Here is a 15,687-nt window from a genome sequence, read left to right as displayed (position 1 = left end):
CGTCTGATCGTACAGGCCGCCGTCGAGCGCGCCGTAAAGAGGGGATCAACAATGATGCAGTTTCGAGGCCTTCGCGCCCTGGCCCTGGGCGCCAGCGCCCTGACCAGCCTGGTCGCCGGCCAGGCGTTCGCTCAATCCAACGACGCCGGCACGATCGAGGAAGTGGTCGTCACCGCGCTGAAGCGCTCCACCACCGTCCAGACTACCCCGATCAGCGTCAGCGCGGTCACCGAGAAGTCGCTGCAAGCGCTGGGCGCCGCTGGCATCCAGGACTATTTCCGCACCGTTCCGAACCTGCAGGTCGACGGCAACTCGCCGACCAGCCGCCGCCTGACCCTGCGCGGCGTGCGCAGCGCCGGTGAAGCCACCGTCGGCCTCTACTACGACGAAACCCCGCTGACGGGCCCCGCCGGCACCACCGCCGACGCCAGCTCGACCAGCGCCGACGTCAACCTGTTCGACGCCGAACGCATCGAAGTCCTGCGCGGTCCGCAAGGCACGCTGTACGGCTCGGGCTCGATGGGCGGCACCCTGCGGGTGATCCTCAACAAGCCCGACACCAGCCGCTACGCCGGCGCCGTCGAGGCCCAGGGCACCAGCACCAAGGGCGGCAGCAACGGCTACTCGGTGAAGGGCATGGTCAACGTGCCGCTGATCGAGGACAAGCTGGCCGCGCGCCTGGTGCTCTACAAGACCGAAGGCGGCGGCTATGTCGACGACGTCCTGCTGAACAAGAAGGACATCAACGACCAGCACTCCAGCGGCGGTCGCCTGATGCTGGGCTTCACGCCCACCGAGAACCTGACGATCAACGCTTCGGGCCTGTACCAGAAGACCACCCTGGACGGTCAGAACAGCTGGTATCCGGCGCTGGGCAAGGACGCCTATTCGACCAACGCCCGCGTCATCGCCCCGACCAGCGACAATCTGCGGATGTACAACGTCACGGGCAAGTGGGACCTGGACTTCGCCACCGTCACGGCGACCTCATCCTATTACAAGTGGACCCTGCTGCGGAATTCCGACTACAGCCCCACCCTGTCGGGCAGCCGCGCCAACGCCACCTCGTGCCGCAACTACATCGCCGGCGGTCCCGCCGCGGCGGGCGCGACCAACCCGGCCTGTAACGCCACACAGCTGGCGGCCTACACCGCCTATGCCGACAGCCGCACCCCGGGCGCGCTCTACCAGCCGATGGGCCTGACCTCGTGGAACCATGAGCTGCGCATGACCGGCTCGCTGTTCGACGACAAGGTCGACTGGACGGGCGGCGTCTACCTCGAAAAGCGTGAGGACTACATCGAGAGCAAGGTGGCCAAGGGCGACGCCGTCACCGGCATCATCAACCCCAACGACCTGACCGCCTGGCGCCATGTCGGCACCGACACCAAGCAGACCGCCTTCTTCGGTGAAGTCTCCTGGAAGCCGATCGACAAGCTGACCCTGACCGGCGGCCTGCGCCGCTTCAAGTACGACAAGACCGTCTCGGGCCAGGTCCTGATCAGCAACTTCATCACCCAGTCCTATGTCGGTCCGGCCGCCCAGGTCGACGCCGGCGCCGACGGCTGGGTCAGCAAGTTGAACGCCTCCTACCAGGTGACGTCGGACGTCATGTTCTACGCGGTGGCGGCCAAGGGCTTCCGCCCCGGCGGCGCCAACAACGTGCCGGGCCTGGCCAGCGCCCTGCTGGGCTACGCGCCCGACAGCCTCTGGAACTACGAAGGTGGCGTGAAGAGCCAGTGGTTCGATCGTCGCCTGACGCTGAACGCCGCCGTCTACCAGATCGACTGGTCAAACATGCAGATCTCGGCGACCAGCGCCAACGGCGCCTTCAGCTACCTGACCAACGCCGGCAAGGCCAAGATCAAGGGCTTCGAAGTCGAGGCGGTGGCGCGTCCCATCTCCGGCCTGACGATCAGCGGCACCGCCGCCATCGTCGACGCCAAGCTGACGGAAGACCAAGCCAACTCGACCATCCTGATCACCGGCTCGACCGGCCTGCGCGGTGACAAGTTCCCGAACGTCGCCAAGTACAGCGGTTCGGCCGCGGTCGAATACACTTGGCCGCTGAAGGGCGACATGAACGGCCTGCTGCGGGCTGACTATGCCTATGTCGGCCAGTCCGCCTCGCAGTTCCGCCCGACCTACGTCTACTACGAAAAGCAGGGCGACTACGGCTACGCCAACCTGCGCGCCGGCGTCGAAGGCTCCGACTGGGGCGCCTATGTCTTCGTCAACAACGTCACCGACGAAGTTGGCCTGATGAGCGTGACCTCGGCGGTGAACAACCCCAAGCAGGTCGTCAGCATCAACCCGCGCACGGCCGGTTTCCAGGTCCGCAAGCGCTTCTAGAAAAGACCGACGGGTGGGCCCCTCGCCCACCCGTCATCCTGCCCATTGCGGTTATTGCGTCGTCGAACACAGCTGAGTGGCGGAAACGCAAATCCCATTCGTCGATGAAGGAGTAGCATCGGCGACGTCGGGGATCATACTGTCATGAAGCCTATCCGTAGGACCGCATTGGCGGCCACAGCGCTGGCGGGAAGCCTGGGGCTTGCCGCCTTCGGGATCGCCCAGGCGGCGGACGCTCCCGTCGTCGCGATCATGGGCGCGACGGTCTTCGACGCCACCGGCGCCGCCCCTCGCCTGGCCAATGTCATCATCCGCGACGGACGCATCGCCGAGGTCGGCCCGAGCGCGAAGGCGCCGCGCGGCGCCAAGGTCATCGACGCCAAGGGCCAGGCCCTGCTGCCGGGCTTCTTCGACCTGCACACCCACTGGACGCCGGGCGGCGTTCCTTCGACCACGCCCCAGATCGCCAGCGCCTACGTGTCGGCGGGCGTCACCACGGTCAGCGACTTCAACGCCGCGCCGGAATCCTTCGCCCCGCGCCGCCAGTGGCTGTCGACCCTGGTCGCGCCGCACGTGAACTTCGCCGCGCGCATGAGCACGCCGGGCGGCCACGGCGCCGATTGGGCCGACACCGCCACCACCAAGTGGGTCAACACGCCCGAAGCCGCCCGCGCGGCGGTCAAGGCGCTGGTTCCCTACAAGCCCGACCTGATCAAGGCCTTCACCGACGGCTGGCGCTATGGCGTCGCGCCCGACAACACCAGCATGGACGAGTGGACCCTGACCGCCCTGGTCGACGAGGCCCACAAGAACAATCTGAAGGTCTTCACCCACACCGTCAGCGTCGATCGCGGCGAAGTGGCGGGCCGTTCAAAGGTCGACGTCATTACCCACAGCCTGCAGGACCGTCCGCTGGACGCCGAGGCGATCGAGATCCTGAAGGCCGGCGGCACGGCCGACACCCCGACCCTGTCAGTCTATGAGCCGGTGAAGCCCGGTCAGCCGGCGCGCGACCCCGACGAGGATCCCCGGGTCAAGCAGAGCTTCAAGAAGTTCGACTACGCCCTGGGCAACGCCAAGGCGCTGCACGACGCCGGCGTGATCATCGCGCTGGGCACCGATGCGGGCATGCCGGGCACGCCGCACGGCGTCTCGACCCTGCACGAGATGGAGCTGATGGTCCGCGCTGGCCTGACGCCGACCGAGGCCTTGATGGCCGGCACGGCGCTGAGCGCCAAGGTCATCAACCAGCTGAACGATCGCGGCACGATCGAGGTGGGCAAGCGCGCCGACCTCGTGCTGATCAAGGGCGAGCCCTGGAAGACGATCAGCGACGTGCGCAAGACCGATCGCGTGTTCATCGACGGCAAGCTGGTCTTCGGTCCGGGCGCGCCACCCATGACCGCCAACGAGGCCAAGACCCTTCCGTCGCTGCCGGCCAAGGCGCAGATCGACGACTTCGAGCGCGCCGACGGCCGCTCCTCGCTCGACACCCTGCGCACCGACGATCCCGACGGCGGCCTCGACCGCACTGTCGAGATCAGCCAGGTTATCAAGCGCGGCGACCAGGGCCACGCCCTGTCGATCAACGCCCGCATGGCGATGAAGTCCAAGCCCTATGCCGGCGTGATCATCCCGTTGACCGTGGGCTCGATCCAGCCCGTCGACGCCCGCGCCTTCAAGGGCGTGCGCTTCGAGATCCGCGGCGATGGCGACTACGCCCTGGGCGTCACCGCGACGAGCGGCCGCTGGGCCGCGCCGTTCACGGCGGGCTCAAGCTGGCAGACCGTGGAAATTCCGTTCTCCGCCCTCAAGCCCGCCAGCGAGCGCGGCGCGAAGGGGGAATGGACCGCCTCGGACCTGACCGAGGTCGAGTTCATGGGCGGCCGCAAGGGCGGCGAGAAGTTCTGGCTGGAAGTCGACAACGTCGTCTTCTTCTAAGGTCGATAAGAGTTCGCCCGGCGCGCGGCCTGAAGACCGCGCCCGGGCAGCCGAGCCCCGAAAAACGGGACCGGCGAGAGGAAGCGATCGGGTCGGATCACAACAGACAAACTCCGCTCTTGGGGGGCGGAGATTTCAAGAAGAGGGGAATTAGATGACCAACACCAAGGCGCTACGCGCCGCCATGTTCGCCACTTCGGCGCTCTATGTCGCCTGGAGCGGCCAAGCCTTCGCCCAGACCGCGCCTGACAGCACCGTCGAAGAGATCGTCGTCGTCGGCTCGCGCATCGAAGGCGCCAAGGCCACCGCCGCCCTGCCCGTCACCGTCGTCGATGGCAAGCAGCTGGACGCCGTGGCCGCCAGCTCGGGCGATGACCTGTTCCGCGCCATCCCGCAGATGGGCGACGTCAACTACAACAGCGCCTACCTGCCCGGCAGCAGCAACTCGGCCCGCGGCGACATCGGTTCGGTGAACCTGCGCAACCTGGGCTCGGGCAACACCCTGGTGCTGCTGAACGGCCGCCGCGTCGTCGCTCACCCGACCAGCCAGGCCGACGGCAACAGCCTGGTGCCGACCATCACCTACAACACCAACGCCATCCCGACCTCGGGCCTCAAGCGCCTGGAAGTCCTGCGTGACGGCGCCGCCGCCATCTACGGCACCGACGCCGTGGCCGGCGTGGTCAACACCGTGCTGAAGGACAATTTCGACGGTATCGACGTCGAGGCCCAGTACGGCGCCGCCGAGGGCACGCACCTCAAGGAATATGAGTTCAACGGCCTGTTCGGCCACAACTTCGAGCGCGGCAACCTGACCGCCCTCGTCAGCTACGACAAGCGCAGCGCCCTCCGCACGCTGGACCAGGACTACACCGCCTCGGCCGACAAGCGCGGCCTGTTCACCGGCACCCGCTTCGACGGCGCGGCGTCCCTCGACGGCCGTGGCACGGTCACGCCGTGGGGCAGCTTCACCGCCGCCTCGGCGGTCCGGGTCGGCACGACCCTGATCACCAGCTCGGCCGGCGCCTTTCACGTCCAGCCGACGACCTATCCGGGCAGCCTGGCCACCGTCGGCACAGGCATCAGCATCGACGACGGCGCGCCGGCCACCTCGGGCGACGACCGCAACCTGCGTTATGACGGGGCCGCCAGCGACCTGACGGTCATGCCGGCGCTCAAGCGCCTGAACGTCTTCGTGACGGGCCACTACGACGTGACCGACACCATCACCGCCTTCGGCGAAGTGGGCGTCTATCACGCCAAGACCAAGGCCTTCCAAGCTCCTGCGACAACCACTTCGGCCCAGGTGATCACCGCCCCGGTCACCAGCTACTGGAACCCCTTCGGCCCGACCACCTTCAACGGCGTGGCCAATCCCAACCGCCTGGCGGGCATCAACGCCCCGGCCACTGGCCTGGCCGTCACCCTGACCAGCTACGACTTCGTCGATGCCGGCAAGCAGCAGGTCGACGTCACCAACGACCAGACCCGTTTCCTGGGCGGCCTGCGCGGCGAAGCCCTGGGCTGGAAGTGGGAGTCGGCGCTGCTGTACTCGCAATCCAAGGTCAAGGACGTATCCGACGGCATCAGCGCCACGGCCGCTCAGAAGCAGATCGGCCTGTCGACCGCCGACGCCTACAACCCGTTCAATGGCGGCACGGTGTCCAACCCCAGCGTCGGTGACGCCACCCCCAGCAGCCAGGCGGCGATCGACGCGATCCGCTTCAAGTCCAAGCGCGAGAGCACCAGCTCGCTGGCCTCGTGGGACTTCCGCATCTCCAAGGCTGACCTGATCGCCCTGCCCGGCGGCGATGTCGGCGTGGCGGCCGGCGTCGAATGGCGCCGCGAGACCCAGCACGACGACCGTGACGCCCACGTCGACGGCACGATCACCTACACCAACTCGGTGACGGGGATCGTCTATGGGAGCGACATGATCGGCACCAGTCCGTCGCCCGACACCAAGGGCTCGCGCAAGGTCAGCTCGGCCTATATCGAGTTCGCCGTGCCGGTGATCTCGCCCGAGATGGGCATCCCGCTGGTCCGCAGCGTCGAGCTTCAGCTGGCCGGTCGCGCCGAGAAGTACAGCGACGTCGGCTCGGTGGCCAAGCCCAAGGTCGCGCTGGCCTGGGACCTGGTCGACGGCTTCCGCGTCCGCGGTTCGTGGGCCCAGGGCTTCAAGGCCCCCAACCTCGAGCAGATCAACGCCACCGTCGTCACCCGCGCCAACACCCGCACCGACTATGTGCGCTGCGAGGCCGACCTGCGCGCCGGCCGGATCACCAGCTTCAGCAACTGCACCCGCACGCTCAGCGTCCAGGCGCAGCGCTCGGGTAACCCCGACCTGAAGCCGGAAGATTCCGAGACCATGGGCTTCGGCTTCGTCTTCGAGCCGAAGTTCATCCCGTCGCAGTTCGGCCAGTTCACGATGACCACCGACTACTGGCGCGTGAAGCAGAAGGGCATCGTCGGCCTGTTCGGCGAGGGCAACGCCCTGATCCTCGACTACCTGCAGCGCGTCGGCGGCGGATCGAACGCCAACGTCGTCCGCGCCGCCGCGACGGCCGACGACATCGCCGCCTTCGCCGGCACCGGCCTGACCCCGGTCGGCACGGTGCTCTATGTCAAGGATCAGTACGTCAACACCCTGCCGCAGGAAGCCCGCGGCATCGACATCGGCCTGATGTGGCGCAAGCACGGCACGCCGATCGGTGACTTCGACCTGAACGTCAACGGCGCTCACCTGATCAAGTTCTACCAGCAGCCCTCGCCGCAGATCGCGGCGCTGATGGCGGCGCGCGCGGCCGGCACGATCAACGCCGGCACCACGATCACCGGCGGCGGCAGCTATATCCGCCAAAACAGCAAGCCGGACTGGAAGTGGACCGCCGCCTTGAGCTGGAGCCTCGACCAGTTCTCGGCCGGGGTGTTCACCCAGTACGTGTCGGACATCGACGACACCGGCCTGATCGACTCGGCCGGCGCGCCCTGGATCATCGACTCCCAGGTCACGACCAACGTCTATGGCCAGTACGAGTTCACCAAGGGCTGGGCGGCAAACACCCGCCTGAAGCTGGGCGTGCGCAACGTGACCAACGAGGCGCCGCCGTTGTCGTCGAACGGCTATCTGGGCACGGTGTACCAGCCCTACGGCCGGTACTTCTACGCCAGCATCCGCAAGACCTTCTAGCCGGTCGTCCGCGCTCCCTCCGGGGAGCGCGGACTTCTACCCACGAGGCCACGGCAAGCCGCTCTCGACTTAAGGTGTTGTTGAGAGCCTTCTTTGCATACCAAATCGGCATGGCGGAAACCGCCGGACGGGGCATGCGAGATGGAATGGCTGCTTATCCTGGGCCTTGGGGTCTGGGTCTATCGACAGGGCCAGGCCATCCGAGCGCTCGAACGGCGCCTCGACTCGCCCGAACCGTCGAAGCGACAGACGCCTTCAACCAACGCCGTTCCTGATCCCTTTTCCTGGCTATTCGACAAGCCGCCGCTCGCGGAACCCGTCGCCGCGCCCGCGCCCGAACCGGTGGCGGAGTCGTTCGAGCCCTTCATTCCAGTCTCCCAGCCCGAACCACCCCGGGTTGAACAGGCTCCCGCCCCCGAACCGGTTTTCACGCCACCGCCGGCGCGCAAGCCGAGTCCCGTCGCCGAGCCCATAGATCCGCCGGCGCGTCCCATCCCGACGATGACCCGCGAGTCGATCTCGACCTGGCTGTCGGAGAACGGCCTGGCGTGGATCGGCGGCGGCGGCCTGGCCTTAGGCGGCCTGCTGCTGGTGGGCTACGCAGCCCAGCGCGGCGTCTTCACGCCCGGACTCCGCATCGCCCTGGCGGTCATTCTCGGCGCGCTGATGGTCGCCGCCAGCGAGTGGATCCTGCGCCAGAAGCCGTCGATCACCGGCGGTCGCCACCTGCTGGCCGCGGCCGTCTCAGCCGGCGCCGGGGCCGTCACCCTGTATGGCGCCGTCTGCGCGGCCTACGGGCTCTACCAAATGATCCCGCTAGGCCTGGCCGCCGTCCTCGCCGGTTCCATCTCGCTGGGCCTGCTGGCGCTTTCGCTGAAACATGGCCAGGCCCTGGCCCTGGTCGCGCTGGTGGGCGCGGTGCTGACACCCGCCTTCACGGGCCTCTCCGATTGGTCGACCCCGGCCCTGACCGCCTACGCCCTGCTCATCGGCGTGACGGGCTTCTCGATCTCGGCCCTGCGGTTGTGGGGCAAGGCGGGCAGCGTCACGATCCTGGGCCTCGTGCTGCTGAGCGGCGCGCCCCTTGCGGACCGCCATACCCTTTCGACGGTCATCATCATGGCCCTGGCGGCCGTTGGCCCGTTCGCCGCAACGCTGTGGCGACGCCGCTTCCGTCTCGACGATGCGGCCGACCCGAGCGGGCGAGACTTCCGAACCCTACCCGCGATCGGCCTGGTCCTCACCTCGCTGGCCTCGTTCTTCCCGTGGTTCATCGGACAGAACGACGGCGCGCACCTGCCGCTGGCGGTCGCCTTGTCGGGCCTGCTGGTGGTCCTGGGGGCGATCATGGCCACGCGCGATATGATCAAGCCTACGCTGTTCGCCGCCCCGGTCGGCGTGGCCATTGCCTGCCAGCTGCTGGTCATGGCCGTGGGCGCGCGCCTGGCTGTGTTCCCGTCGTGGCAGCCCTGGCTCTACGCCCTGACGGCCCTGATCCCGGCCGCAGCGCTATGGGCCGCACTGCGCCTGCCGGCCGTGGACCGTACGCGGATCCTGGCCATCGGCGGCGTCGGCGTCGCCATCCTGGCCAGCCTGACCTGGCCGATCCTGCATGCGGCCGACCGCCAATTCGGCTGGGCGCCGGCCGCCGCCCTGGCGGCGGCGCTCTTCGCCCTCTCGCCGCTGATCGCCCGCCGGGTCGAAGCGAGCATAACTGACCGAGGCCTGGCGCTGTGGCTCGCCGCCGCCTCCGAACTCGCATTCCTGGCGATCCATGCCGCCGGCGACCCGCGCTTCGAGTCCGTCGCCTTCGCCTTGGCCGCCCTGGCTCTGGCGGTCGCTGCCTGGCGCCTGCCTTGGAGAGGCTTGGCCACCGCCAGCGTCGTTGGCGGCCTGATCGCCTTCATCGCCATGCTGCGCCCGGACTTCATCGGCGCGACCCTGGAAGGGCGCCTGTCCCTGCCCTTCATGCTGGCGGTCAGCGCGACGGCCGCCGCCCTCTTGGTCGGGGCGGCTCTGTTGATCTGGAATGGCGGCGGCGAGGCTGTTCGCAACGAGGCCGAGGCGCAACGCGCCAGCGCCCTGTTGATCGTCCTGCTGGCCGTGTTCACAGCCCTGCACGTCATCTTCGGCGGCGCGAGCGAAGCGGTCGACGGCTTGCTGGAGAGCTCGCTGCGCACCCTGGTCCTGCTCGGCACCGGCCTGCTGCTGGTGCTACGTCAGCGGCCCGACGACGGCCCGATCTCCCGCTGGCGCACGGTGATCGTCGTCAGCGTCGGCCTGGCGCATGGCCTTCTGCTGCAAGGACTGATCTGGAACCCGTGGTGGGGCATGGGCCAGCCGCCGGCCGGACCGCCGGTTCTGAACACCCTGATCCTGTCCTATCTGGCGCCCGCCGGCCTGGTGGCGGCGATCGCCTGGCGCCGCAAGCCCGCGGACGATCGCTGGACGCAGGTCTGGATCATCGCCGCCCCGGTGTTCGCATTCCTCTGGGCCCTGCTGGCGGTGCGTCACCTGTTCCATGGCGCGGACATGGAGCACGCCGCGCCGGGCCGGCTCGAATGGGCCACGGCGGCGCTGCTGCCGATGCTGACCGCCCGCGCCCTGGTCGAACCGCGCCTGGGCATGGCCTCGGCACAGGCCCGCCTCCTGCGCGCCGGCGCGCCTGCCGTCGGCTGGACAGCGCTGGGCATTCTGGCCCTCGTCTTCGGCCTAGTGGTCAGCCCCTGGTGGGGTCCGTTCTACGAACCGCTGACCCCGATCTGGAGCGGCGTCCTGCTGTTTGGCCTGCAAGCGGTCGCCATCGCCCTGGCCTGGGGCGTGAGCCGAAAAGACGCGACGGTCGGGCGCGCGGCCCTGGTCGTGGCGGTGATCCTGGCCCTGTCGCTGGCGGCGCATCTGATCCGCTGGGCCTTCCACGGCGCCGCCATCTCGGTGGGCGCCGTCGGACGCGCGGAAAGCGCGGCCTACGCCATCCTCGCCCTGGTCGTCGCGCGCGCACTCCTGTCGCCTCGCCTGGCCGAGCGCACCAGCACAGGCTGGCTGGTCCGCGCCGCGCCCACCTGCGGCTGGATCGCCCTGGTCGGCGCCGGACTGGTGTTTGGCCTGCGCGCCAGCCCCTGGTGGGGCCCCACCATCCAGCCCCTGGCCTCCACGGGCGCGGCGGTGCTGCTGTTCGCGCTTTATGGCCTGGGCGCGGTCGCCATGATCCGCCTTCGCCGAGGCGATACGCCGTACGACCGCGCCGCCCTGGCCGCGGCGGTCGGGACGCTGTTCGCCCTGCTGACGCTGCTGATCCGTTACGCTTTCCGGGGCCTGGACATGCATGCCCAGACGCATGGCGGCGGCCTGGAGACCTGGACGTTCTCGGCGCTCTGGGCCGTGTTTGGCCTCGCGGTCCTCGGACTCGGCGCGGCGCGCAAGGACATCGTCCTGCGCTGGGCAGGCCTCGCGGCGCTGTTGTTCACTGCCGGCAAGGTGATGCTGTTCGACCTGGCGCGCCTCGAAGGCGTCACGCGGGCCGCCTCGTTCCTGGCCGTCGGCGCATTGTTCCTGGGCGGCGCCCTGTTGGCCCGCCGCCTGAACGCCAGGCACAAACCGGCGACGGAGCCGGAGGCCGGGGCAAACCCAGAGAGCTAAAGGGCGGTTATCAAATGCCTGCGACGCCCTCGGCGGGCGTTCGGACGCTCCGTCCTCTAGCGAACTGCACCGAAACTGCACTCGACTTTCGAGCCATTTGCATCGCTACGGTGGTCGCGGCTGGATACCGGGACCGTATCCGTCGAGTTCCTGTCACGGGGTCTCGAACCATGCCGATCACGTCCGGGTCACGCGCCGCCTTCTGGCTGAAGAGCGCCTTGGCCATCCTTCTGACCACGCTCGCCGACGTGGTCTTTTATCGCCAGTCCGTCGGCGCGAATTTCGGTGTCTATGCGCTGGCCCTGACCTTGGCCGTCCTGGCGGCGACGCCGGCGGTGAGACGTCAGCCGCGCGCGCTCGCCGCCCTGGCGATCGCGGCCGCCGGGGCGCTGCTTTCGCTTGAGCACCCCACCGTCACCATGGCGGGCCTGTTCGTCCTGGCCCTGGGCGTGGCCGTGCTGTCACCTCGCGCGCCCGAGACCGACGACGTCTGGTCGTGGGCCCAGCGCCTGGCGATGGCGATACTGCGCGGCGTGATCAGCCCTCTTCGGGACCTCCGCCGCCTGTGCGCCCGTCGCCTGCGGCGGCGGCGTAGCGGCAAGAGCCTCTCACGCCTGTCCGTCCTGCTGCTGCCGCTGGCGGGCGGCCTGGTGTTCGTGGCGCTGTTCGCGGCGGCCAATCCACTCATCGCCCTGATGCTGGAGGCCATCCGCCTGCCGCGCCTCGACATTCCGCGAGCGATATTCTGGCTGCTGGCCGGGATCATCGCCTGGGGCGCCCTGCGTCCGCGCGGGCTGCGTCGGACGATCGCCGCGCCAGACGGACGCGGAGACCTGAAGGTCTTTGGCGTGACGCCGACCTCGCTCCTTCTTTCGCTGATCGTCTTCAACGCGCTCTTTGCCCTGCAGAATGGCCTCGACCTGGCCTTTCTGTGGAGCCACGCGCCCCTGCCCGCCGGCGTGACTCTGGCCGAGTACGCCCATCGCGGCGCCTATCTGCTCATCGCCACCGCCATCCTGGCCGGCGCCTTCGTGCTGGTGGCCCTGCGCCCCGGATCGACCACGGCCGCCTCGCCGGCCGTGCGACGGATGGTGGTGGTGTTCGTCGCCCAGAACCTGCTGCTGGTGGCGTCCAGCGTGCTGCGGACCCTGGACTATGTCGAAGCCTACGGCCTGACCCAGCTGCGGCTGGCCGCCCTTGCATGGATGGCCCTGGTCGCGATCGGCCTCGTCCTCATCTGCGTGCGGCTGTTGCAGGACAGGAGCTCGAGTTGGCTGATCAACGCCAACGCCTCGGTCGCCGCCCTGGTGCTGCTGATCGCCAGCCTCGTCGACCTGGGCGGCGTCGCGGCGACCTGGAACAGCCGCAACGCCCGCGAGGTCGCCGGCCACGGCCCCAGGCTGGACCTGGACTACCTCGAAGCGCTGGGCCCCGCCGCCCTGGTTCCGTTGGTCGAGCTCGAAGACCGTCCCCTGCCCCCCGCTCAGCACGACGCCGTCATGGCGACCCGCGTCGGGGTGATGGCGGACGTGGAACGCCGGCAGGCGAACTGGCGGACGTGGTCCTGGCGCGACGCCCGCCGCTTGAAGATCGCTTCGGATCGGATCGCCCGTAGACCGCCGCCGCTCCCCCATCCGGCGCTTCCACCCATGCCGCAGGCGCCAACCCCGTTGACCGACGTCGCTCAACCCGGAACATGACTCCCATGCCGCAACGGATCCTCATCGTCGACGACGACCCGCACATCCGCCAGCTTCTGGTCTTCGCCCTCGAAAAGGCCGGGTTCGCGACCTGCGAGGCCGACGACGGCGAGGCGGCGCTGGCCAGGGTCGCCGACGCCGCGCCCGACCTGGTGGTGCTGGATATCAACATGCCCCGCATGAACGGACTGGAGGTCTGTCGCCGCTTGCGGGGCGATAGCGACGTGCCGATCCTGTTCCTCTCGTCTCGGGACGAGGAGATCGACCGCGTGCTGGGCATCGAGCTGGGGGCCGACGACTATGTGGTCAAGCCGTTCAGCCCGCGCGAGGTGACGGCGCGGATCACCGCGATCCTGCGCCGAACGGGATCCCAGACGCCGAAGACCGAAACGCCGGCGTCGCTGGGCCGGGGCCGTCTTGGCCTCGACCCCGATGGCTGGATCGCCTCCTGGGACGGCCAGGAGCTGACCCTGACCGTGACCGAGTTCGGCATCCTGCGCGCGCTGGCCGCCGCGCCCGGCAAGGTCTTCACCCGCGATGCCATCATCGACCGCCTGCGCGGTCCCGGCTTCGCGATCACCGATCGCACCGTCGACAGCCATGTGCGCAACCTGCGCGGCAAGTTCGCCCTGGTCGGCGGCCACGACGTGGTCGAGACCCGGGCCGGCGTCGGCTATCGCCTGGGCGCGTGCCAGGGCGGCGGCGCTTGATCGATCGTGCCAAGGCCTTCGTGAAGCGCCGCTGGCCGCGCCTGCGCCTGAGACTGATCCTGTTCGCCGTGCTGTTCTTCGCCGCCGCCATGCCGGGGATCAGCGCGATCTTCCTGCGGGTCTACGAGAACACCCTGGTCCGCCAGACCGAGGTCGAGCTGGTGGCGCAAGGCGCGGCCCTGGCGGCGATGGCGGCAGTGACCTGGCCGGGCGCGCCCCCGCCGGACCCGAACCCCGACCGCACCGCGCCCGGCTACTACGCGCCCGAGCCGACGACCCTGGACCTGCGCACCGCCGCCGTCCTGCCCGAACGCCCCGCGCCCAGCCCGACCGGAAAGGTCGCGGATCCGGCCGCCGTGCGCGCCGCCCAGGCCCTGGGTCCCGTGATCGAACGCACCTCCCGCACGACCCTGGCCTCGATCCTGATCCTCGACGGACACGGCGTCGTCACGCGCGGATACGGTCTGGGCGGCGACCTCTCGGCCTTGCCGGAGGTCCAGGCGGCCCTGGCCGGACGCCCCCAGACGGTCGTGCGGCGCAACGGCGATTATCGTCCCAGCTATGCCTTCGAGTGGCTGAGCCGCGCGTCCGGCGTGCGCCTGCACCACGCCCGGCCGATCCTGGTGGGCGACCGCGTCGTCGGCGTCGTCCTGCTGTCGCGCTCGCCTCGCGCGCTGTTTCGCGGCCTCTACGAGGATCGCGGCAAGATCATCCTGGGCGTGGTGGGCATCTTCGCCATCCTGGTGCTGCTGTCGGGCCTGGTCTCGCGCGGCGTGACCCGGCCGATCGAGGCGCTGAGCGCGGCCTCGCGGGACATGGCGACGGGACGCGGCGCGCCGCCCGAAACGCCGACAACGGCGGCCGTCGAGATCCAGACGCTCTACGACGAGTTTCGGGTCATGGCGTTGGCCATCGACCGCCGGTCCAGCTACCTGCGCGACTTCGCCACCGCCGTCAGCCACGAGTTCAAGACGCCCCTGGCGGGGATCGCCGGCGCCGTGGAGCTGTTGCAGGATCACGCCGAGACCATGAGCCGGGAAGACCGGCGCCGCTTCCTCGACAACGCCGGGGCCGACACGGCCCGACTGTCCCTGCTGGTCACGCGCCTGCTGGACCTGGCCCGCGCGGACATGGCCCGCCCCGAGATGGACGCGGCGACCAGCCTGGTCGCCCCGCTTCGCCGCGCCGCCGACGCCGTGGTCGGCGAGACGTTCCGGATCGCGCTGCGCCTGCCAGACCAGGCGCCCCTCGCGGCGGTTCCGGAAGCGACGCTCGACACCGTGCTCAGCGTGCTCTTCCAGAACAGCCGCCAGGCCGGGGCCGGCCTGGTCGTCGTCACCTTGAGCCAGACGGCCGAGACGATCGTGCTGCGGATCGCCGACGACGGTCCGGGGGTCCCCTTCGCCGATCGCGCCCGACTGTTCGAGCCCTTTTTCACCAGTCGCAGGACCGAGGGCGGCACGGGCCTAGGCCTCTCCATCGCCCGGTCCCTGCTCGCCGCCAGCCATGGCGCGATCCAGTGGGTCGAAAGCGACGTCGGCGCGGCGTTCGAGGTGATCCTGCCCGTCGCGCGCTAGGCTCTGCACGCCGTCTTCACCAGATCTCGACACCGGCCGCCGCCTGGCCTGCACCCCGTCCGACGATCCTCGCGGTTCAGGGAGGACGCACCATGGATGGCGACGAAAACGCAGAGGCCTATCGGCTGGCGGTGCGCGAGGACCGCGGGGCCTGGAACTGGACCCTCTCGCGGGGCGAGTCGGTGGCCATGATGGGCGAAGCGCCGGGCCTTGAAGACGCTGTCCGGCGGGCCGCCTTCGCCGCCGGAGCCCACGCCGCGTTCAAAAGGATCGGCCGTCGCAGGTTCTGAGTTGGCCTTCCCTCAGCGGTAGTCGAGACGCCAGGTGATCTTGAACGGCGTCGCTGGGTCCGTCGGGGCGCCCTGGCAGACGACCTTGGTCGTCATGGCGCCCGCCGCGGATCGGTATTCCTTGTCCTGTCCGGTCGGGCCGGACTGGCAGGATTTCAGGCCTTCCACCGCAAAGCGGCGCACCGCCCCGTCGGCGAAGGTGGTGGTTGCACCGGCCTGCTTGGCGCCGCCGGAGAACGATCCGAACTGCAGCTCGATATCCTTGATCTTCACGCCCTTGGCCGGGGT

Annotated in this window: 9 protein-coding genes; 8 read left to right on the top strand and 1 reads right to left on the bottom strand. The window is 69.3% G+C overall.

The genetic code is table 11. The annotated features are described in order from the left end of the window. The first annotated feature begins 51 nt into the window (after nucleotides 1–51). The 8 genes from AC1RR5_RS22710 (at nucleotide 52) to AC1RR5_RS22675 (ending at nucleotide 15,399) form a co-directional block, all read left to right on the top strand. On the top strand, nucleotides 52–2,352 hold the full coding sequence (locus AC1RR5_RS22710) for a TonB-dependent receptor (RefSeq protein ID WP_492925309.1): 2,301 nt from the start codon (nucleotides 52–54) through the stop codon (nucleotides 2,350–2,352). Nucleotides 2,353–2,496: 144 nt separating this feature from the next. Further along, entirely contained in the window at nucleotides 2,497–4,293 is a 1,797-nt protein-coding gene (locus tag AC1RR5_RS22705) for a CIA30 family protein (RefSeq protein WP_492925307.1), read from the top strand. Nucleotides 4,294–4,447: 154 nt separating this feature from the next. Continuing rightward, entirely contained in the window at nucleotides 4,448–7,483 is a 3,036-nt protein-coding gene (locus tag AC1RR5_RS22700; protein WP_492925305.1) for a TonB-dependent receptor plug domain-containing protein, read from the top strand. Nucleotides 7,484–7,984: 501 nt separating this feature from the next. Further along, nucleotides 7,985–11,122, top strand: coding sequence for a DUF2339 domain-containing protein (locus AC1RR5_RS22695; RefSeq protein ID WP_492925303.1), 3,138 nt, complete (start codon nucleotides 7,985–7,987; stop codon nucleotides 11,120–11,122). Nucleotides 11,123–11,292: 170 nt separating this feature from the next. Then, complete coding sequence (locus tag AC1RR5_RS22690; protein ID WP_492925301.1) at nucleotides 11,293–12,822, top strand: DUF4153 domain-containing protein; 1,530 nt, start codon at nucleotides 11,293–11,295, stop codon at nucleotides 12,820–12,822. Between the two features lie 5 nt (nucleotides 12,823–12,827). Then, nucleotides 12,828–13,532, top strand: coding sequence for a response regulator transcription factor (locus AC1RR5_RS22685; RefSeq protein WP_492925299.1), 705 nt, complete (start codon nucleotides 12,828–12,830; stop codon nucleotides 13,530–13,532). After that, nucleotides 13,529–15,109, top strand: coding sequence for a sensor histidine kinase (locus AC1RR5_RS22680; protein WP_492925297.1), 1,581 nt, complete (start codon nucleotides 13,529–13,531; stop codon nucleotides 15,107–15,109). The genes AC1RR5_RS22685 and AC1RR5_RS22680 overlap by 4 nt, the downstream gene beginning before the upstream one ends. 92 nt (nucleotides 15,110–15,201) lie before the next feature. After that, nucleotides 15,202–15,399 (top strand): hypothetical protein, encoded by a 198-nt coding sequence (locus tag AC1RR5_RS22675; RefSeq protein ID WP_492925295.1) that lies wholly within the window; start codon nucleotides 15,202–15,204, stop codon nucleotides 15,397–15,399. Between the two features lie 12 nt (nucleotides 15,400–15,411). Here the strand turns inward: AC1RR5_RS22675 and AC1RR5_RS22670 are convergent. Further along, the coding region (locus AC1RR5_RS22670) for a hypothetical protein (RefSeq protein WP_492925293.1) at nucleotides 15,412–15,687 on the bottom strand (276 nt) is incomplete at its 5' end.

This window comes from Caulobacter sp. GW821-FHT11E11 (genome assembly GCF_058808315.1).
The sequence above is the reverse complement of the archived record's forward strand: the minus strand, read 5'-3'. Positions and strand labels throughout refer to the sequence as shown.

What these genes read in the sequence shown, in the direction of transcription:
- AC1RR5_RS22710 (WP_492925309.1), top strand. Translation starts at nt 52, where the DNA reads ATGATGCAGTTTCGAGGCCTTCGCGCCCTGGCCCTGGGCGCCAGCGCC.
- AC1RR5_RS22705 (WP_492925307.1), top strand. Translation starts at nt 2,497, where the DNA reads ATGAAGCCTATCCGTAGGACCGCATTGGCGGCCACAGCGCTGGCGGGA.
- AC1RR5_RS22700 (WP_492925305.1), top strand. Translation starts at nt 4,448, where the DNA reads ATGACCAACACCAAGGCGCTACGCGCCGCCATGTTCGCCACTTCGGCG.
- AC1RR5_RS22695 (WP_492925303.1), top strand. Translation starts at nt 7,985, where the DNA reads ATGACCCGCGAGTCGATCTCGACCTGGCTGTCGGAGAACGGCCTGGCG.
- AC1RR5_RS22690 (WP_492925301.1), top strand. Translation starts at nt 11,293, where the DNA reads ATGCCGATCACGTCCGGGTCACGCGCCGCCTTCTGGCTGAAGAGCGCC.
- AC1RR5_RS22685 (WP_492925299.1), top strand. Translation starts at nt 12,828, where the DNA reads ATGCCGCAACGGATCCTCATCGTCGACGACGACCCGCACATCCGCCAG.
- AC1RR5_RS22675 (WP_492925295.1), top strand. Translation starts at nt 15,202, where the DNA reads ATGGATGGCGACGAAAACGCAGAGGCCTATCGGCTGGCGGTGCGCGAG.